Genomic DNA, 18,843 nt, shown 5'->3' with positions numbered 1-18,843 from the left:
TGCGGCTCCGCCGCGTGGGCGCGACAAGCCACGACAAGCCCGCACCCGCCCACCGGCACTACTCGACAACCACCCCGGACGTCCCACTCTCCAGCAGCCGCCCCCCATCCCAAACCACCCCGACCTGCCGGTAATACGCAGCGATCGGCTCCCGAATCTCCAGCCGCGCCAGCTCCTCCGTAGGCGCCTCGAACAGCTCCAACTCCGCGTCTCCCACCCAAGCCTGACCACCCTCGAAGGACGCCGCCCCGGACTCGATCAGCTCATCGAGAGCAAGCCCCTTGCCCTTCTCGATCGACGGCAGCCACCGGTGGTGCGCCATGGGGTGCGCGTTGACGAACCCGCCGCTCCCGGAGGGTTCCCGCAGCGTCACCACGGCCTGCGCGAGACGCCGGTCCGCCGCCGCCAGCGTCGCCCCGAACCGCGCCCCCGCCTCGATCCGCGGAGCGGGCCCGTAGGGGTGCGGCCGCGTCTGGTGGATGGAGCCGAGCTTCTTCGGGTACCCCTGGTGCAGCCCCCGCGCGATGGCGAAGTCCTTGTCCACCCAGATGTGGACGCACCGCGAGTACGTCCGCCCCCGGAACCGGCACCGCACCACCGCGAAGGCCTCCTTGTACTGCGCCCGCACGGGGTCCAGCAGTTCCTCCCCAGACGCCGAGCACGACTGCCAGTCGGCCCAGATCAGGGCGACCGCACCCGGGTCGTCCTCTGCCAACTCCAGGGGTTCGGGGAGCAGTTCGCGTACCCGCGCGGGGTCGGTCCGGTACTCGACGGTGAGCAGGTCACCGGAGTACCGCCAGGGCGGGGAGGGAATCAGTGACGACGTGCCCGTCGCGGTCTTGGGGTGGAAGTAGCCACGAAGTCCGGTCACGAGAGGGCTCCTTACGAGGTGAGGGCGGGCTGCTTCAGCAGCTCGGCGCGGTACCGGGCGGCGGTCCGGGCCGCCGAAGGTCCCCCGAGGGCGACGACGCCGACCAGCAGCCCGTCGCGGTGGTACCCGACCAGCACGTCCCCCGAGAGGGCGCCGTCGAGGACCCGGACGTCGCCGAGTCCCAGGACGGGCGCCCCGAAGGACTGCAGCCGGAAGTCGTGCTGGTCGCTCCAGAAGGTGGGCAGTGGCGCGAAGGGCCGGCCGGCGTCGCCGCACACCAGCACTCTCGCCGCGTGCCTGGCCGAGTCGGTCGGTAGCGACCAGTGCTCGACCCGCCGGGGGACCCCGTCGTAGCGGGCGTTGGGGAAGCGGGCGACATCGCCCACCGCGACGACGTCGGGGCGGTCACCGACGCGCAGCTGCCCGTCGGTGAGGACGCCGTCGCCCAGGTCGAGTCCGTTGCCCTCCAGCCACTCGGTGTTGGCGACGGATCCCACGGACTCCACCACCACGTCGGACGGCAGGACGGACCCGTCGGCGAGCACGACACCGGTGACCTGGTCCCCGCCCTCGAACCCGGCGACCCCCGTACCGAGCACGAAGCGGACCCCGCGCTCCTCGTGCCGGCGGCGCAGTTCCCGCGCGAGCAGGTCTCCGAGCGGTCCGGCCATCGGCAGCGGCAGCGGATCGACCACGGTCACCTCGGCGGCACCGAGGCCGACCGCCGTGGCGGCCACCTCGCAGCCGATGAACCCGGCGCCGACCACGACGACCCGTACCCCGGGCCGGGTCAGCTCGCCGCGCAGCACCTGGGCGTCGTCGATGGTCCGGACCGTGTGGCGGCCGGCGAGCGGCCCAGGGCAGCGCAGCCGGCGGGGCCGCATCCCGGTGGCGACGACCAGGCCCTCGTAGGAGAGCACCGCGCCGTCGTCGAGTTCGACGGTCCGCTCGGCGAGCCGGGCGGAGACGATTCTCCTGCCCAGGCGCCATTCCACCTCCGTGGCGGACGCCTTCGGAGTGAAGGTCAGGGAGTCGAAGGTCGCCTTGCCCGCGAGGACCTCCTTGGACAGCGGGGGCCGGTTGTACGGCGGGTGCGGCTCGTCGCCGATCACCGTGATGCCGCCGGTCCAGCCCGCGGCGCGCAGCTGTTCCGCGGCCCGCAGTCCGCCGAGGGAGGCACCGGCGACGATCATGCGCCCGCGTCCTCGATCCGGATGGCCTGGAGCGGGCAGACGTCCGCGGCCTCCTCGACCTCGTCGCGCAGGGCGTCGTCGGGGTCGGGGACGTAGGCCAGGCGGCCGTCGCCGTCCATCCGGAAGACGTCAGGGGCCGAGAAGACGCACTGGCCGTGGTCCTGGCACTTGTTCATGTCGACGACGACCTTCATGGCCGGTCCTCCTGAATGTGAGGGCGTCGAAAGGGAGGGAAGAGGGGCCCGGCCGGACGGGCCGGGCCCCGGCCAACGGGGTGCGTGAGAAGCGCCCCGAACTCGTTTGGCTTCAAACAAGGTAGGCAGGGGCGGGGGTCTGGTCAAGAGCTATCCGGATGGATAAATTCTTGCCACGGCCCTCTTGCGGGGCCCCTCACGCCGCCCTACCGTTTGGCGTCAAACAAGCACCGGGCGGTCCTGGCACCGCCGCGCCCGGCCGCTCGCTCTCACGCCACCCGCCTCCCCGGCCCCGTGTCCCGGAGGTGTCCCGACGTCCGCCCGAGGAGACAACGGTGAGCGCTCACGATTCCGAAGAAGTCCGCCGCCACATGCACCGGCTCGCCGCCGACGGCATCGACGTGGTCCGGGTGACCTATCCCGACCTGATCGGCACCGACCGGGCGCGTGACGTGCTGCTGGAGGAGCTGCCCCGGGCGTGCGAGCACGGCCTGGCGTTCTGCCGGGCCGTCTACCACACCAGCCCGCAGGGGGACGTCGTCCCGGTCAGCGGCGGGCTGGACGCGGGGCTGCCGGACATCTGCGTCCGCCCGGACCTCGACACGCTGGTGCCGCTGCCCTGGGAGCCGGGGGTGGCCGCCTGTCTGGGCGAGGTCGTCGACCCGGCGACCGGCGCGCCCGCGCCCGAGTCGCCCCGCGATCTGCTGCGCTCCGTCCTCGCCCGGTGCGCCGAGCACGGGCTGCGACCTGTGGTCGGGCCCGAGCTGGAGTACTTCCTGTGCGAGCCGGACGGGTCCGGCGGCTGGCGCCGCTACGCGCCCGACCCCGGGGTCGTCTACACCGCCGGGCTGCGTGCCGACCCCGACAACCACCTGCTGCGCACCCTGCGCCACGTGCGCGATCTGAAGGTCGGGGCGATCAGCGGCAACCACGAGTTCGACGGCGGCCAGATCGAGATCAACCTGCTCCACTCGGACGCCGTGTCGGCCGCCGACCGCTCCTTCCGCTTCAAGGCCGCGATCAAGGAGCTGGCCCGCAAGGAGGGCCGGCTGGCCACCTTCATGGCCAAGCCCTTCAACGACGCGGGCGGTTCGGGCTTCCACCTCCACCTGTCCTGCGACGACGAGGAGGGCCGCAACACCTTCGACGACCCGTCGGGCGCGTACGGACTGTCCGTCACCGCCCGGCACGCCGTCGCCGGTGTCCTCGCGCACGCCCCCGCCCTGGCCGCGCTGCTCAACCCCACGGTCAACTCGTACAAGCGCTTCGGCCCGGACACCCTCGCGCCCTGGCTGATCGACTGGGGGCTGGACAACCGCAGCGCCATGGTGCGCATCCCGCCCGAGCGCGGCACCGGTGCCCGGCTCGAACTGCGCCTCGGCGACGCGAGCGCCAACCCCTATCTGGCGATCGCCGCCACGACGGCCGCCGCCCTGCTGGGCGTGCTGGCCGGCGAGGAGCCGCCCGCCCCGCTGGAGGGCTACGGCTACGACGCCGCACGCTCCGCCGTCCTGCCGCAGACCCTCTCCGCCGCGCTGGACGCTCTGGAGGCGGACACCGCCCTGACCGACCTGCTCGGCAAGGGGTTCACCACGTCCTTCCTCTCCTACAAACGCGACGAGGTCGAGCGCTTCCACCGGCATGTCACGGACTGGGAGTTCACCGAGTACGCCTACCACCTGTGACGCCCCCCGTTACGCCGAGGAGCCCTTCGATGACCACCGAGACCCCGACCGACGCCGTGCGCGAGCCGCTGCCCCTGGCCGATGTGGACCTCGCCGACCTGGACCGCTTCACCGACGGTGTGACGCCGTGGCGGATGTTCCACACCCTGCGCCACGAGGACCCGGTGCACTGGCAGCCCGAGGAGGCGCCCAACTCCGGTTTCTGGTCGCTGACGCGGCACGAGGACATCGTGCGGGTCGACCGTGACGCGGAGACCTTCACGTCGACGCGGTTCGTCAACCTGGAGGAGGTCGACGACGACCAGATCAAGAAGCGCGCCTCGATCCTCGAACTGGACGGGGTGCGGCACCGGGCGCTGCGGAGCCTCATCCAGCGCCAGTTCGGCGCGAACGTGATCAGCGGCTACACCGACTTCCTGCGCGGGCTGACCGCGAGGACCCTCGACGCCGCCCTCGCCAAGGGCCGCTTCGACTTCGTCGAGGACGTCTCGGCCGACTTCCCCATCAACGTGCTCGCCCGGCTGCTGGACGTGCCGCCGGAGGACAACCAGAAGCTCATCGACTGGGGCAACCGCATCATCGGCCACACCGACCCCGACTACGCCGACGTGCTGCTGCACAGCGAGGAGAGCGAGCGCTACCGCGATCTGCCCTTCCGCTCACCCGCCTCACTGGAGGTCTTCGAGTACGGCCGCGAGCTGGCCGGGCGGCGCCGCGGCGGTGACGGCACCGACCTGGTCTCCCGTCTGGTCAACACCACGCCCCGGGACGGCGTACCGCTCTCCGCGCAGGACTTCGACAACTACTTCCTGCTGCTGGTCGTCGCCGGCAACGAGACCACCCGGCACACGATCTCCCACTCGATGCTGGCCCTCATCCAGCACCCCGAGCAGCTGGCCCGCCTCCAGGAGGACCCCTCGCTGATCCCGGTCGCGGTGGAGGAGTTCCTGCGCTGGGCCTCCCCCGTCTACCACTTCCGCCGCACCGCCACGCGCGATGTCGAGCTGCGCGGCAAGCGGGTGCGGGAGGGCGACAAGGTGGTGATGTGGTTCGCCTCCGGCAACCGCGACGAGGAGGTCTTCGGCAATCCCTACGACTTCGACGTCACGCGCCGCGACAACGACCACGTCACCTTCGGCAAGGGCAGCCCCCACCTGTGCCTGGGCAACCTGCTCGCCCGCACCGAGATCCGCATCATGTTCGAGGAACTGATCCCGCGCCTGGCGGACATCCGACTGACCGGTGACGTCCCGCGGGTCCGTTCCAACTTCGTCAACGGCATCAAGAAGCTGCCGGTGGAGGTCACCCCGGCCTGAGGCGAGCGCGCCTCGGTGAACCGGCACACCGAGGCGCCCGCACCTCCGCGTCAGTGGTGGGCGTGGACCACGGCGTGGCCCTTGCCGCGGCCGATCATCCACTTGTTGACCGGGGTCGTGATCAGGAAGGCGACCGCGAAGCCGCCCAGGAGCGCGTACCAGAAGAGCCCCTCCGACAGTTGGGCGTCCATCGCGCCCGGGGTGAGCGCGATGATCAGGTTGTCGACGAGTTCCATCACGGCGATCGAGACCGTGTCCGCGGCGAGGGCGACCCGGATCGCGGCCTTGAGGTCGAGGCCGGCGCGCAGGACCGCGAACAGGGTGAAGGAGTAGCCGAAGAGGAACGCGAGCCCGATCGCCACGATCATGGTGGGCACGTTGCCCCATCCCGCCGCGGTGCCGATCACCATGCCGAGGATCTCGCCGATCGCACACCCGGTCAGACAGTGCAGCGTCGCCTTCACCGCGGTCCCCCAGGACGCGGTGCCGTGCCGGTGCTTCCCGTGTTCATGAGCGGTGTGGTCCATGGGGCCGACTATATACCCCCTAGGGGTATCAGGACGAGCTACCGGCCAGGGCGCGCCGGGCGATTCCACAGGGTGAGCGGCACCGCCCGACGGCCGCCTGGACGATCGACCTAGAGTGGGTCGCCATGACGACCCATCCGATGCCATCGTCCGAGCCGGCACCCCCGCCGTCCCACGCCGCGCGGGACTACCTCTCCGAGCTGTTCTCCCTGGAGGGCCGGGTCGCGGTGGTCACCGGCGGCAGTTCCGGGATCGGCCGCGCCATCGCCGGCGCCCTCGCGGGGGCCGGGGCGAGCGTGGTGGTCATGGCCCGCGGTGAGGCCGGACTGATCGCGACGACCGAGGAACTCACGGCCCGGGGCCGCCGAGCCGCGTGGGTGAGCGCGGACCTGAGCACCCGCGACGGGGTGCGCACGGGCGCCGAACGGGCGGCCGGGGTGTTCGGGGAGCCCGACATCCTCGTCAACAGCGCCGGGATCAACCTGCGTCCCCCGATGGACGAGCTCGGCGAGGACGTCTGGGACGCCACGATGGCGGTGAACCTGGAGGCGCCGTTCCTGCTGGGGCAGCGCTTCGGACCGGGCATGGCGGAGCGCGGGTTCGGGCGGATCATCCACATCAGCTCCCAGCAAGCGCATCGCGCGTTCGTCCAGAGCGGCGCCTACGGCGCCTCCAAGGGCGGTCTGGAGGCCCTCGCGCGGTCCCAGGCCGAGGCGTGGTCGCCGCGCGGGGTCACCTGCAACCTCCTGGTGCCGGGTTTCGTCATGACGGCGCTCAACGCGCGGCTGTCCTCGGACCCGGAGACGGTGGCCGCCCTCGCCGCCCGCACGATGATCGGGCGCAACGGCCTCGCCGAGGACTTCGCGGGCGCGGCCGTCTTCCTGGCGAGCGCCGCGTCCGCGTATGTGACCGGGCAGTCGGTCTTCGTCGACGGCGGGCTGTCCGTCCACTGACACCGCCCCGGCGTGCGCCGGGTTCCCCCGAACGGCGAGCGGCCGACGGGCGACGGGCGGTGCTCGGTGTCACGCTGGGCACACAGGCCCCGCGGAAGGGAAGCATCGCCATGATCACCACGGACTTCGTCCCCGGTTCCCCCTGCTGGCTCGACCTGGGCACTCCGGACGTCCGGGCCGCCGCCGCGTTCTACGGTGCGGTCCTCGGCTGGGACTACGAGTCCATGGGCGAGAGTGAGGACTTCGAGGGCGGGATGTTCAAGAAGGACGGCAAGGTCGTCGCCGGGCTCGGCAAGCTCACCGAGGAGGGCGCGCGCCCGGCCTGGATGCTCTACTACAGCGTCACCGACGCGGACGCCACGACCCAGGCCGTGCAGCAGGCGGGCGGCAGTGTGCGGGTCGCGCCGATGGACCTGGACGACTGGGGCCGGATGGCGCAGTACAGCGACCCGCTGGGCGGTCAGTTCGCGGTCTGGCAGCCGGGCACCAACAAGGGTATGGAGCTGGTGGACCAGCCGGGCTCGCTGTCGTGGACCGAGCTGTACACACCGGACGCCGCGGGCGCGCGGGACTTCTACGGCGGCCTCTTCGGCTGGCAGTTCAGCGACATGCCGCTGCCGGGCGGCGCGGGCGCGTACACCCTGATCACTCCGGCGGGGCTGCCCGAGGACCGGATGCACGGCGGACTCATGCAGCTCGGCAAGGAGGACCTGGCGACGACGGGCGGGCGGCCGTACTGGCACCCGGTCTTCGCGGTGGAGGACTGCGACGCGGCGGTGGCCCAGGTGACCGGGAACGGCGGCAGTGTGCAGATGGGCCCGGTGACCATGGAGGGTGTCGGCCGGCTCGCCGTCTGTCTCGACCCGGCGAACGCGGACTTCGTGGTGCTCGCCCCGTCCGAGAGCTGAGCGCCCACCCCGGCACGCCGACCGCCGCGGCGACCCCCGACCGAGGTGCGAACCCTTCTTGCATATGATGCGCAAATGCGTGACTACAGCATTAGGGCGGCCACCGTGGCCGACATCGACGGGGCCCGGGCGGTGATGCTCGACGCCGTGTACCGCGACTTCGGCACGGGGTACGTGCCGCGATGGCACGCCGACATCATCGATCCGGTGCCGTTCTACGTCACGCCACCCCGGCACACCCTCCTGGTGGCCGTGGACGAGCGGGACGGGGCGATTGCGGCCACGGCGGCACTGGACGCGCGCGGCCCGGAGCACCCGCCGAACCCGCGCTGGCTGGCCGAGCGGTTCCCCTCGGGCGAGACGGCTCAGCTGCGCCGGGTGTACGTGCGCCCCGAGCACCGGCGGCGCGGTCTGGCCCGCCGACTGACCGAGGAACTGCTGGAGTTCGCCCGCCGCGACGGCGGATACCGGTCCGTGTATCTGCACACCTATCCGCACTCCCCCGGCGCGCTGGGCCTGTGGCGGACGCTGGGCAAGATGATCTGCGACGAGCGGGAAGCGCCCGGCCGGGGCAGTGACGTCGCGCACTTCGAGATACCGCTCGCTTAACGAAAATGGTATTCATATACACCATGAGAACTCCCCGCCGGCTCATAGCCGGGCTGTTCGTCCTGCCGTTGCTCTCCGGGTGTTTCGCGTCCTCCGGTGACGACGCGTCGGCCTCCTCCGGCTCCGGCGACGGCGCCCGGCTGCGGGTCGCCCTGCCCTTCGCCCCGACCGAGAACTACTCGCCGTACGGCCAGGACGCGATGCTCCTGTCCCGGCTCGGCGTCATCGAGGGGCTGACCAAGCTGGACGCGAACGGCACGGCGGTCCCCGCGCTGGCCGAGTCGTGGAGCAGCGAGAACGGCGGCAGGAGCTGGCTGTTCACCCTTCGGGACGCGAGGTTCCAGAACGGCCAGGCCGTCACCGCCAAGGCGGTCGCCGCCGCTCTCACCGCCGCCGGTAAGGCCGACCCCGCGCCGTCCGCGCTCGCCGGAGTGAAACTGACCGCCGAGGCCGAGGACGACCAGCGGGTCCGGGTCAGCGCCGGCAAGGCCGACCCCGTCCTGCCGCTGCGGCTGTCCAACCCGTCCCTCTCGGTGTTCGCGCCGAAGGCGTACACGAAGAAGGGCACAGTGAACGTCGTCGGCACCGCCACCGGCCCCTTCGCCCTCACCGGGGTCGACGGTGACACCGCGGCCACGCTGAACCGTTTCGACGACTACTGGGGCGGCCGGGCCCAGGCGTCCGGCGTCACCGCGCGGTTCGTCTCCGACGGCACCGCCCGCGCCAACGCCCTGCGCACCGGCGAGGTCGACATCGCGGAGGCCCTGCCCGTCGCCCAGGTCGCCTCCCTGGACGAGGACGAAGTCCACGAGGTCGACACCGCCCGCAACACCAGCCTGTACCTCAACACCAAGTCCGGGACGTTCACCGACGCGGGGCTGCGGGCCGCCGCGCGCGAGGCGATCGACACCTCGGTCATCGCCAAGGGCGCCTACGAGGGCTACGCCGTGCCCGCGCAGGGCCTGTTCGGCCCGGCTCTGACCTGGGCCGCCGGCAAGCGCGTCGAACCGGCCGGGCGGGCGCGGGCGACCGCCCCCGACGGCGAGCGCGTCACCCTCGCCGCCTACAGCGACCGGCCCGAGCTGCCGGAGACCGCCCAGGTGCTCCAACAGCAGCTGAACAAGGCGGGGTTCGAGGTGAAACTGGACGTGCGCACCTACGCGCGTCTCGAAGGCGACCTGCTGAGCGGCAAGTTCGACGCCGCGGTCTTCTCCCGCAACATGATGCTCGACACCGGCGACCCCGTCACCGTCCTCGCGAGCGACTACACCTGCGACGGCTCCAACAACCTGTCGTTCCTGTGCGACAGGACCGTGGACAAGCTGGTCGCCGCCGCCCAGGCCGAGTCCGGCACCGCGGAGCGGCAGGACGCCGCCATGAAGGCGGAGGCCGCCGTCCTCGGCACCGACTCGGTGATCCCGCTGGTGCACATGCGACTCGTCGAGGGCATCGCGACGTCCGTCAAGGGCGCGCTGCCCGATCCGTACGAGCGCACCCTCATAGGGACGGGGACCCGGCGCTGAACGGCTCGAACACCCCCTGGTCGAAGGCCGCCGTCGCCCGGGTGCGCGCACTCGCGGGCGGCGGCGTCCCGGCCCTGCTGTGGCGGTCCGGGCTCGTGGCCGCCCTGGTGTGCGGTATCGGCCTGCTGCCGTGGCTGTCGCGTACCGACCCGGCGCTGACCGTGCTCCGGGCGCGCTCGGCGGACCGCGACCCCGATCCCGGGACCCTGCACGCCATCCGCGAGCAACTCGGCCTGGACGACGGCCCGTTGGCGCTGCTCGGCCGCTGGCTCGGCGGGCTGCCGCACGGCGACGCCGGCACGTCCTGGGTGTCCGGCAGCGAGGTGCTGCCCGACGTCGTGCGGGCGCTCGGCGTGTCCCTGCTGCTGATGTCCGGGGCCCTGCTGGTCGCCGCGGGCACGGCGGCCGCCGTCTGCGCCCGTACGCTACGGCTGGGTGCGCGGGGCCGGCTCGGGGCGCGCCGCCCCGGCGGGACACCGACGGCGGTCCTGGCCGCACTGCCCGAGTTCCTCGTCGCCGCCGTGCTGGCCTCGGTGATCGGCGTGCAGCTGGGCTGGCTGCCGGCCCTGGGCTGGTACGGGCCGCGGTGGATGGTGCTGCCCTCGCTCGCCCTCGGCCTGCCCGCCGGGGCGGTCCTGGGACGGATGCTCGACGACCTGCTGCCCGGCGCTTTCGGAGAACCCTGGGCGAGGGCCGCCGCGGCGCGCGGGATTCCGTCGAGGTCCGTGGCATGGCAGGCGGTGCACCGCTGCGTGCCCGGACTGCTGCCGAACCTGGCGCTGTTCGTGGTCGGCCTGACCGGCGGAGCGGTAGCCGTCGAGCAGATCTTCGACATCCCGGGCCTGGGCCGGCTGACCCTCCAGGCCGCGCTCGCCCAGGACCTGCCCGTCCTGCAGACCGGCACCCTCGCCCTCGTCCTGCTCGCGGCCGGTGCGGGGCTCCTCGCCCGGCTCGCCGCCCGGCTGCTGATCGGTCCGGCGCTGCGCGACGGCGCCCTGCAGTCCCTGCACGGGCCCCGGCCGCCCGCGCCCCGCGCACTCCCCCTGCTGTACGGAGGGCTGCTGGCCGCCGTCATCGGCTTCGGGCTGCTCCGCGACCCGCTCGCCCTGGACACCCTCGCCCGACTGCGCGCCCCCTCCCCCGAGCACCCGTTCGGCACGGACGCGCTCGGCCGGGACGTGCTCGCCCGCGTCTCCCACGGCGCGCTGACCACTCTCGGCACCGCCCTCGCGGTGAGCGCCGCCGCCCTCGTCGCCGGGCTGCTGCTGGGGCTGCTGCCGAGGGTGTCGGGGCCGCTGGTCGACACCCTGAGCGCCGTACCGCCCGTCCTGGCCGGGCTCCTCGTCACCGGCGTCATGGGCAGCGGGCCCTGGACGCCCGCGTTCGCCGTGGCCGTCGTGGCCTGGTGCCCGCTGGCCGCGCACGCCTCCTCCCTGCTGCGGCAGGAGCGCGCGACCACGCATCTGACGGCCACCCGGGCGCTGGGGGCGGGCCGCTGGCACCTGCTGCGGCACGAGCTGCTGCCCGCCGTCGCGCCCCCGGTCGCCCGGCACGCGCTGCTGCGGCTGCCGGGCATCGCGCTGAGCCTCGCGGCCCTGGGCTTCCTCGGGCTGGGCGCCCAGCCGCCGTCCCCCGACTGGGGCCTGCTGCTGGCCGAGAACCAGCCGTACGCCGAACGCGCCCCGTGGGCCGTCCTCTTCCCCGCCGCCGTCCTCGCCCTGCTCGGGGCGCTCGCGGTGACGGCCGCGAGCGGTGTACGGCTCCCCCGGCCGCGCATCCGGCGGCCCGCGGGTCCTGCCGGACCGCCCGAGGAGGACCGGTTCGTGCCGGTCCCGCGCAGCGAACCGGACCGCCCCGACGCCCTCCTGACGCCCGTGTCCACCGCACAGACAGAAGACCGATGACCGACCCCGCCCCCCTCGCTCCGGCCCGCGAGGCCGCCCGCCCGTCCGACGCCGGTGCCCGCGTCGGCACCTGGCGCCTGTGCAGGCAGCTGTCGCCGCTGCTGCGGCTGCTGATCCTCACCCAGCTCGCCTTCAACATCGGCTTCTACGCCGTCCTGCCGTTCCTCGCCGAGCACCTCGGCGGTGCGATCGGCATGGCGGGCTGGCTGGTCGGGTTCGTCCTCGGGCTGCGCACCTTCAGCCAGCAGGGGCTGTTCGTGGTCGGCGGGTGGCTCGTCGACCGCTTCGGGGTGCGGCCGGTGGTGCTGGCGGGCTGCGTGCTGCGGATCGCCGGTTTCGTGTGGCTGGGGTACGCGCGGGCGCCGGGGGCCGTGATCGGGGCGGTGCTGGTGATCGGGTTCGCCGCCGCGCTGTTCTCCCCGGCCGTGGAGTCCGAGGTGGCCCGCCAGGCGGTCGTCCGGGAGGAGAGCGGGCACGGGCCGCGCACCCGGGTCCTGGCCCTGTTCAGCGTGGCGGGCCAGGTCGGGGCGTTCGCCGGGCCGCTGCTCGGGGCGCTGCTGCTCGCCGTGGACTTCCGCACGGCGTGCCTCGCGGGTGCCGCGGTCTTCGTCCTGGTCCTCGCCGGGCACCTGTGGCTGATGCCGCAGCACATCCCCGGCCGGGTCCGGGTGCGCTCGCGGGGCGGGGCCCGGGCGCTGCTGCGCAACCGGCGTTTCCTCGCGCTGTGCTGTGCCTACGGCTCCTATCTGCTCGCCTACAACCAGCTGTATCTGGCACTGCCTCAGGAGGTGCAGCGCGCCGCGGGCTCCCAGGCGCCGCTGTCCTGGCTGTTCGCCCTGTCCTCGGTGCTGGTGGTGTTCACCCAGCTGCCGGTGACCCGCTGGGCGGGCGACCGGCTCGATCTGCGCCGCTCGATGACCGCGGGACTGCTGCTGATCGCGTCCGGCTTCGCGGTGGTGGCCGCGGCCCGCCCGGCCGGCTGGACCGGCCTCGCCGGGCTGCTGCCGGCCGCGGGCTTCGTGATCTTGCTCACCGTGGGGCAGATGCTGGTGGTGCCCGCCGCGCGCGCCTGGGTGCCCGACCTCGCCGAGGAGGGCCGGCTGGGGCTCTACATGGGCGCGCTGTCGTCCGTCTCCGGCCTGATCGTCCTGGCCGGCAGCGCGGCCACCGGCTCGCTGCTCGACCTGGGGCTGCCGGCGGCCGTGCCGTGGCTGGTCCTCGCGGCCGTCCCGGCCCTGGCGGTGGCCCTGCTGCCGCGCCGCGCGAAGGAGTTGCCGGGCGGTGCGAAGGCGGCGGGCACGGCGGCCTGAGGGGGCGCCCGCGCCCCGGGGCGCCCGGGCGGGCCCGGGCGTCACCCCGGAGGGTGACCTCTTCGCCCGGGATGTACGAGGCGGCGCCCGGTGCGGGCACCGCCGCGGAGTTCGGGGGGCACGCCGCGCCAGTATCCTGGGTCGGCTGCGGCACCCCCCACCAATCCCCGTGCGCGATCGGGGAGTTCGGCCTGCGGCGATGACCCTTCCCACAGTCATGAGACGAGGACGAGTGCTGCTAGCGGGCCGCTACCGGCTGGATGTTGAGATCGGGCGCGGTGGAATGGGAGAGGTCTGGCGCGCGTACGACGAGACGCTGGCCAGAGCGGTGGCCCTCAAGCTGCTGCTCCCCCAGGACACCGATGCCACGGCGACCTCCCGGTTCCGTCTGGAGGCTCAGACCGCCGGGCGCCTCAACCACCCCAACGTGGTCGGTGTCCTGGACTTCGGCGAGTACGACAACCGGCTCTATCTGGTGATGGAGCTGGTCGAGGGCGACAGCCTTGCCGGGGTGCTGGCGGCCTCCGGCGCGCTCCCCGCCGAGCGGGTGGCCGATCTGGCCGCACAGGCGTCCGCCGGGCTCGCCGCCGCGCACGGGCAGGGCATCGTGCACCGGGACGTCAAACCCGCCAACCTGCTGCTGGACACGGGCGGCACGCTGAAGATCGGCGACTTCGGCATCGCGCGGTTCCTCGACGACCCGGGCGCCGCGCTCACCGCCACCGGCCAGATCGTCGGCACCGGCCTCTACCTCGCGCCCGAGCGTGCCCTGGGCAAGCAGGCGGGCCCCGCCTCCGACATGTACTCCCTGGGCTGCGTGCTCTACCAGCTCCTCAGCGGACGCCCGCCGTTCCAGGCCGACACCGCCGTCGCCCTCCTGCACCAGCATCTGGACGCCGTGCCGGTGCCGCCCCGCGAGCTCGGTGTCGCCGGGCTGCCGCCCGCGTTCGAGAACTACCTCCTCGGGCTGCTCGCCAAGCAGCCCGAGGACCGGCCCACCGCCCGGCAGGCCGCCGAGTGGTTCGCCGGGGGCGCCTGGCGCGGTCTGGCCGAGCCGCTGCCGGAGGTCTCACCGCCGCTGCGGCCCGGGACCACGTCCGCCGCGATGCCCGCCGGGCCGGGCCCGTACCCGACGGCCGGGACCGGCAACCCGACCACGTACGCGCTGCCCGCCGCTCCGGGGCACCGCAGCGCGGCCCGGGCGGCCCAGCCGGGGCGTTCGGGCCGCTCCCGAGGGCGCGGTGGCCCGGGCAACCGGACGCGTCTGGCCGCGACGGCCGCCGCCGCGGCGCTCTTCGTCGCCGCGATGCTCATCGGCATGCGCTGGTTCTCGCCCGACACGACCACGGAGGGCACGGAACCCGACGCGTCTCCGACGGCGAGCAGCCCCGCCGCCACGCCCTCCACCGACTCCGCGTCGTCCTCGTCCTCCGGTTCGCAGGGCGGGACCGGGTCCGGTACCGGGGCCGGTTCCGAAGCCGATCCTGCGGCGGGAACGGGACCGGGGACGGGGACGGCCGACGCGCCGGCCGCCGGCACCGTGGCCGATGTCACTCCGTCCGCCCCGGCCGCCTCCCCGACGCCCGCCGCTCCCCCGCCCGGCGCCGCGACCGGGCCAGAGGAAGCCGGTCCCGGCGGGCGGGTGGAGCCGAAGCCGCAGAAGCCCCGCGAGGCCGGGGACGACGGGGCCGGCGACGACGGCGGAGACGACGGGGACGACGACTGACGCCGCCCGGACCTCGTACGGCGGCCGTCCGGCACGAGCACGTGGATCAGCCGGGGGATGCGCCGGTGTGCGAACGGGCGCCCCCTCACGCGCCCCTTGCGTGGCTTGTCATCGCCCTTACCCCGGCCTTATTGTCACCAGGCCTTGGTGAACGGGAAATCCGGTGTGATGCCGGTGCGGCCCTCGCCACTGTGAATCGGGAAGTCCGGCTCCGGCCCTCGCGGGCAGCCACTGGGTCCTTGTGACCCGGGAAGGCGGAGTCCGGGCGGTGGTACCCGTCAGCCAGGAGACCGGCCAAGGCGCGTCAACCATCCACGAGGTGCTGGAGAGGGTCTGCTGAGCCATGCACATAGCCGAGGGTTTCCTTCCTCCGGCGCACGCGGTCGCCTGGGGCGTCGCGTCGGCGCCGTTCGTCGTCCACGGAGTCCGGTCACTCACCCGTGAAGTGCGCGAGCACCCCGAGAGCACCCTGCTCCTCGGTGCGTCCGGCGCCTTCACGTTCGTTCTGTCCGCCCTGAAACTGCCGTCCGTGACCGGCAGTTGCTCACACCCCACCGGCACGGGGCTGGGGGCCATCCTGTTCCGGCCGCCGATCATGGCGGTGCTGGGCACCATCACCCTGCTGTTCCAGGCGCTGTTGCTCGCGCACGGCGGCCTGACCACACTCGGCGCCAACGTCTTCTCCATGGCGATCGTCGGCCCCTGGGCCGGATACGCCGTCTACCAGCTGCTGCGGCGCTCCAACGCGCCGCTGATGGTGGCGGTGTTCTCCGGCGCGTTCGTCGCCGACCTGTCCACCTACTGCGTCACCAGCGTGCAGCTGGCGCTCGCGTTCCCCGACCCGGGCAGCGGATTCCTGGGCGCGCTCGGCAAGTTCGGGTCCATCTTCGCCGTCACCCAGGTGCCGCTCGCGGTGAGCGAGGGACTGCTGACGGTGCTGGTGATGCGGCTGCTGGTGCAGTCCAGCAAGGGCGAACTGACCCGGCTGGGTGTGCTCCTCGCCAAGAAGCAGACCCGGACCGAGACCGAGGCGGTGGCGCGATGAGCAGGAACACGAAGATCAACCTGGTGCTGCTGTTCGTCGTGGCGGCGCTGGCCGTGCTGCCGCTGGCACTCGGTCTCGGCGACCACAAGGAGGAGCCGTTCACGGGCGCCGACGCCGAGGCCGAGACGGCCATCACCGAGCTGAAGCCGGACTACGAGCCGTGGTTCTCACCGCTGTACGAGCCGCCCTCCGGTGAGATCGAGTCGGCGCTGTTCACCCTCCAGGCGGCGCTCGGCGCGGGTGTCCTCGCCTACTACTTCGGTCTGCACCGGGGCCGCAGGCAGGGCGAGCAGCGGGCGCTGGAGCGGGAGTCCGGCTCCACGCTCACCGGCGCCGCCGGGAAGTCCGCCGCGGAACGGGACTGAGCCCGGGTGCTGCCGATCGACGCGGCGGCGCACAGCAGCCGCTGGCGCCGCCGTCATCCCGTGGACAAGGCCGTGCTCGGGCTCGGCCTCACCGTGCTCGCGATCTCGCTGCCGCCCTGGCCGGGCGCGGCCCTGGTGCTGCTGACCGCCCTGGTGGTGCTGCTGGGGCCGGCCGGTGTGCCCGGGCGGCGACTGTGGCGGGCCTACCGGGTGCCGCTGGGCTTCTGCGTGACCGGCGCGGTCACGCTGCTCGTCCAGGTGGGCGGGCCGGGCGGGTTCGTCTCCCTCGCGCAGGACGGGCCGCTGCGGGCCGGGGAGTTGCTGCTGCGCACCTCGGCGGCCTCGCTGGGCGTGCTGCTGTTCGCCTTCACCACGCCCATGTCCGACCTGCTGCCCCGGCTGGTCCGGGCGGGGGTTCCCGCGCCGGTCGTGGACGTCGCGCTCGTGACGTACCGGATGAGCTTCCTGCTGCTGGACTCGATGCGCCGGGTCCGGCAGGCCCAGGCGGCCCGGCTCGGGCACACCGGGCGGGCGGCCGAGTGGCGTTCCCTGGCCGGGCTGGGCGCCACCGCGTTCGTCCGGGCCTTCGACCGGGCGACCCGGCTCCAGTCCGGACTCGCCGGGCGCGGTTACGACGGCACCCTGCGCGTCCTGGTGCCCGAGGCCCGGGTCTCCGCCCGCTTCACGGCGGCCAGTTGCGCGCTGCTCACCGCGCTGGCCGTCCTCACCCTCGTCCTGGAAAGGCCGCTGACATGAGCGAGCCCGCCCTCGTCGCCCTGCGGGGCGCGTCCTTCGCCTACGAGGACGGCCCGGCCGTGCTCAGCGGGCTCGACTTCGACATCCACGAAGGGCGCGCGCTCGCCCTGCTCGGCCGCAACGGCAGCGGCAAGACCACGCTGATGCGGCTGCTCTCCGGCGGGCTGAGGCCGCACGAGGGGCGGTTGACGGTCCAGGGGCGGCCGGTGTCGTACGACCGCAAGGGGCTGACCCGGCTGCGGACCACCGTGCAGCTGGTCGTGCAGGACCCGGACGACCAGTTGTTCGCGGCGTCCGTCGAGCAGGACGTGTCGTTCGGGCCGCTGAACCTCGGGCTCGACGACGCGCAGGTGCGGGCGCGGGTGGCGCAGGCGCTGGCCGCCCTGGACATCACGGACCTGGCCGACCGGCCCACCCATCTGCTCTCGTACGGGCAGCGCAAACGCACCGCCATCGCGGGCGCGGTCGCCATGCGGCCGCGTGTCCTCGTCCTCGACGAGCCGACCGCGGGGCTCGACCCCGACGGTCAGGAGCGGCTCCTGACCACCCTGGACGGTCTGCGGGCCACGGGTACCACGGTGGTGATGGCCACCCATGACGTCGACCTCGCCCTGCGCTGGGCCGACGACGCGGCGCTGCTCACCCCGTCCGGTGTCCGCACCGGTCCCGCGGCCACGGCACTGGCACGCACCGGACTCCTGCGGGAGGCGGGGCTGCGCCTGCCGTGGGGCGCGGCGACCGCGGAACTGCTGCGCGCGCAGGGTCTGCTGGCCGAGGCGGAGCCGGGTCCTCGGACGCCGGAGGAACTCGCCGCCCTGGTGGGCGGACGGCTGGGGGCGCCCGGAGCGTGAAGGGCGCCGGTGCGCTCACGAGCGGTCGCCCGAAACGTGCTTGTCCGGTCTCGCGGCGCCGCACTACGTTGCCGGGGTGGATCTCTTCTCACGCACCTGGACGGCGTTGCGCGCGGCGGTGGCGGATCTGTCCGACGAGGACTTCGGGCGGCCCTCCGGCTGTACGGGCTGGCTGGTCCGGGACCTGGTGTGCCATCTGGTCGTCGACGCCCAGGACGTCCTGATCACGCTGGCCACGCCGTCCGACCGGGAACCGACCCGTGACGCGCTGACGTACTGGGACGTCTCCCGCACTCCCCCGACCGGTGACGACCCGCTCGACGCGCTGACCGTCCGGCTGGCGGCCGCGTACGAGGATCCGGGCCTGCTGAAGTTCCATCTGGACGACGTCGGCTCGGCCGCCGGTCGTGCGGCCCTGCTCGCCGATCCGGCCGGCCGGGTCGGCACCCGTGGCGAGATCCTCACCGTGGGCGACTTCCTCTCCACCTACGTCATGGAGTGGACGCTGCACCACCTCGACCTGATCGCCCACCTCCCGGGCGCGGAGCAGCCGCCCGCGGAGGGGCTCACCCGGTCGCGGGAGATGCTGGAGGAGATCGTGGGGAGCCCGTTCCCGTCCGCCTTCCACGACGTGGACGCGCTGCTGATCGGCACCGGGCGCCGGGCCGCGACCGAGCAGGAGCGGGCCGGGCTCGGCCCGCTCGCCCCGAAGGTGCCGCTCTACCTGGGCTGACGCCGCGGGCGTGCAGGACTGCCGACGGGCCCGGCGTCGAAGAGTTCCGGCCGGGATGCGAGCATGGCCGGATGGACATCCGCCGCAGGAACAATGTCAACGTCCTCGGACCCGACGACGCGCCCGTGCTGCTCCTGGCCCACGGGTTCGGCTGTGACCAGAACATGTGGCGGCTGGTGGTACCGGAGCTCGCGCGGCGCTACCGGGTGGTGCTGTTCGACTACGTCGGTTCCGGGGGTTCGGATCTCGAGGCGTGGGGGGGGGGGGGGGGGGGCCCGCGCCCCCCCCCCCCCCCCCCCCCGGGTGCCGTGAGCGTGGGGCGGGGCGATCGGCGGGGCCGGTTTGGTGGGGGGTATGTGTGAGCCCAGGTGCGG

General features: G+C 73.6%; 18 protein-coding genes, 1 pseudogene and 1 riboswitch. Of the genes and pseudogenes, 15 read left to right on the top strand and 4 right to left on the bottom strand.

Annotated features, from left to right (window positions below; genetic code table 11):
- Positions 1 to 58: 58 nt before the first annotated feature.
- From ACFZDE_RS34640 to ACFZDE_RS34630, 3 genes are read right to left on the bottom strand one after another with little or no spacing between them, the layout of a single operon-like run.
- The gene (locus tag ACFZDE_RS34640; RefSeq protein ID WP_391207114.1) at positions 59 to 871 is read right to left on the bottom strand and encodes an acetoacetate decarboxylase family protein; all 813 of its coding nucleotides are present in this window, start codon (positions 869 to 871) and stop codon (positions 59 to 61) included.
- An 11-nt stretch (positions 872 to 882) separates the two neighbouring features.
- Entirely contained in the window at positions 883 to 2,064 is a 1,182-nt protein-coding gene (locus ACFZDE_RS34635; RefSeq protein WP_391207111.1) for an FAD-dependent oxidoreductase, read from the bottom strand.
- A complete protein-coding gene (locus ACFZDE_RS34630) occupies positions 2,061 to 2,258 on the bottom strand; it encodes a 4Fe-4S domain-containing protein (protein WP_391207107.1) in 198 nt (65 codons plus the stop codon). Before ACFZDE_RS34630 ends, ACFZDE_RS34635 begins: the two co-directional genes overlap by 4 nt.
- Positions 2,259 to 2,593: 335 nt before the next feature.
- Between ACFZDE_RS34630 and ACFZDE_RS34625 the strand changes: the two genes are divergently transcribed.
- Together ACFZDE_RS34625 and ACFZDE_RS34620 are read left to right on the top strand one after the other, a co-directional pair.
- On the top strand, positions 2,594 to 3,943 hold the full coding sequence (locus ACFZDE_RS34625; protein WP_391207104.1) for a glutamine synthetase family protein: 1,350 nt from the start codon (positions 2,594 to 2,596) through the stop codon (positions 3,941 to 3,943).
- A 29-nt stretch (positions 3,944 to 3,972) separates the two neighbouring features.
- Entirely contained in the window at positions 3,973 to 5,259 is a 1,287-nt protein-coding gene (locus tag ACFZDE_RS34620; protein ID WP_391207101.1) for a cytochrome P450, read from the top strand.
- Positions 5,260 to 5,309: 50 nt separating this feature from the next.
- Here the strand turns inward: ACFZDE_RS34620 and ACFZDE_RS34615 are convergent, their stop codons facing one another.
- On the bottom strand, positions 5,310 to 5,786 hold the full coding sequence (locus tag ACFZDE_RS34615) for a DUF4396 domain-containing protein (RefSeq protein ID WP_391207078.1): 477 nt from the start codon (positions 5,784 to 5,786) through the stop codon (positions 5,310 to 5,312).
- Positions 5,787 to 5,911: 125 nt separating this feature from the next.
- Here ACFZDE_RS34615 and ACFZDE_RS34610 point away from each other — a divergent pair, with 125 nt between their 5' ends.
- The 13 genes and pseudogenes from ACFZDE_RS34610 to ACFZDE_RS34550 all read left to right on the top strand — a co-directional run.
- Positions 5,912 to 6,739, top strand: coding sequence for an SDR family oxidoreductase (locus tag ACFZDE_RS34610; RefSeq protein ID WP_391207075.1), 828 nt, complete (start codon positions 5,912 to 5,914; stop codon positions 6,737 to 6,739).
- Between the two features lie 110 nt (positions 6,740 to 6,849).
- Positions 6,850 to 7,647, top strand: a complete 798-nt coding sequence (locus ACFZDE_RS34605; protein WP_391207072.1) for a VOC family protein — start codon at positions 6,850 to 6,852, stop codon at positions 7,645 to 7,647.
- Between the two features lie 75 nt (positions 7,648 to 7,722).
- The gene (locus ACFZDE_RS34600; protein WP_391207069.1) at positions 7,723 to 8,256 is read left to right on the top strand and encodes a GNAT family N-acetyltransferase; all 534 of its coding nucleotides are present in this window, start codon (positions 7,723 to 7,725) and stop codon (positions 8,254 to 8,256) included.
- Positions 8,257 to 8,279: 23 nt separating this feature from the next.
- Positions 8,280 to 9,779 carry an ABC transporter substrate-binding protein gene (locus ACFZDE_RS34595; protein ID WP_391207066.1) on the top strand — a complete coding sequence of 500 codons (1,500 nt, stop codon included), beginning with the start codon at positions 8,280 to 8,282 and terminating at the stop codon, positions 9,777 to 9,779.
- 41 nt (positions 9,780 to 9,820) lie between these two features.
- A complete protein-coding gene (locus tag ACFZDE_RS34590) occupies positions 9,821 to 11,683 on the top strand; it encodes an ABC transporter permease subunit (protein WP_391207064.1) in 1,863 nt (620 codons plus the stop codon).
- Positions 11,680 to 12,993 (top strand): MFS transporter, encoded by a 1,314-nt coding sequence (locus ACFZDE_RS34585; protein WP_391207060.1) that lies wholly within the window; start codon positions 11,680 to 11,682, stop codon positions 12,991 to 12,993. The genes ACFZDE_RS34590 and ACFZDE_RS34585 overlap by 4 nt, the downstream gene beginning before the upstream one ends.
- 217 nt (positions 12,994 to 13,210) lie before the next feature.
- Positions 13,211 to 14,719, top strand: a complete 1,509-nt coding sequence (locus ACFZDE_RS34580) for a protein kinase (RefSeq protein WP_391207056.1) — start codon at positions 13,211 to 13,213, stop codon at positions 14,717 to 14,719.
- 128 nt (positions 14,720 to 14,847) lie between these two features.
- Positions 14,848 to 15,033, top strand: a riboswitch (cobalamin riboswitch).
- A gap of 29 nt (positions 15,034 to 15,062) precedes the next feature.
- Positions 15,063 to 15,764, top strand: coding sequence for an energy-coupling factor ABC transporter permease (locus ACFZDE_RS34575; protein WP_390999556.1), 702 nt, complete (start codon positions 15,063 to 15,065; stop codon positions 15,762 to 15,764).
- Positions 15,761 to 16,129: an energy-coupling factor ABC transporter substrate-binding protein gene (locus ACFZDE_RS34570; RefSeq protein ID WP_391207053.1), complete on the top strand. Its 369-nt coding sequence runs from the start codon at positions 15,761 to 15,763 to the stop codon at positions 16,127 to 16,129. Before ACFZDE_RS34575 ends, ACFZDE_RS34570 begins: the two co-directional genes overlap by 4 nt.
- Positions 16,130 to 16,135: 6 nt before the next feature.
- Positions 16,136 to 16,885 (top strand): cobalt ECF transporter T component CbiQ, encoded by a 750-nt coding sequence (gene cbiQ / locus ACFZDE_RS34565; RefSeq protein WP_390999561.1) that lies wholly within the window; start codon positions 16,136 to 16,138, stop codon positions 16,883 to 16,885.
- On the top strand, positions 16,882 to 17,736 hold the full coding sequence (locus ACFZDE_RS34560) for an ATP-binding cassette domain-containing protein (protein WP_390999564.1): 855 nt from the start codon (positions 16,882 to 16,884) through the stop codon (positions 17,734 to 17,736). The genes cbiQ and ACFZDE_RS34560 overlap by 4 nt, the downstream gene beginning before the upstream one ends.
- Before the next feature lie 76 nt (positions 17,737 to 17,812).
- The gene (locus ACFZDE_RS34555) at positions 17,813 to 18,469 is read left to right on the top strand and encodes a maleylpyruvate isomerase N-terminal domain-containing protein (RefSeq protein ID WP_391207050.1); all 657 of its coding nucleotides are present in this window, start codon (positions 17,813 to 17,815) and stop codon (positions 18,467 to 18,469) included.
- A 71-nt stretch (positions 18,470 to 18,540) separates the two neighbouring features.
- Positions 18,541 to 18,726 (top strand): annotated as a pseudogene (locus ACFZDE_RS34550) (alpha/beta fold hydrolase); the annotation flags it as partial.
- Between the last annotated feature and the right edge of the window lie 117 nt (positions 18,727 to 18,843).

Origin of the sequence: Streptomyces sp. NPDC007929 (assembly GCF_042959065.1) — a bacterium.
In the GTDB taxonomy this organism is placed as follows: Bacteria; Actinomycetota; Actinomycetes; order Streptomycetales; family Streptomycetaceae; genus Streptomyces.
The sequence above is the reverse complement of the archived record's forward strand: the minus strand, read 5'-3'. Positions and strand labels throughout refer to the sequence as shown.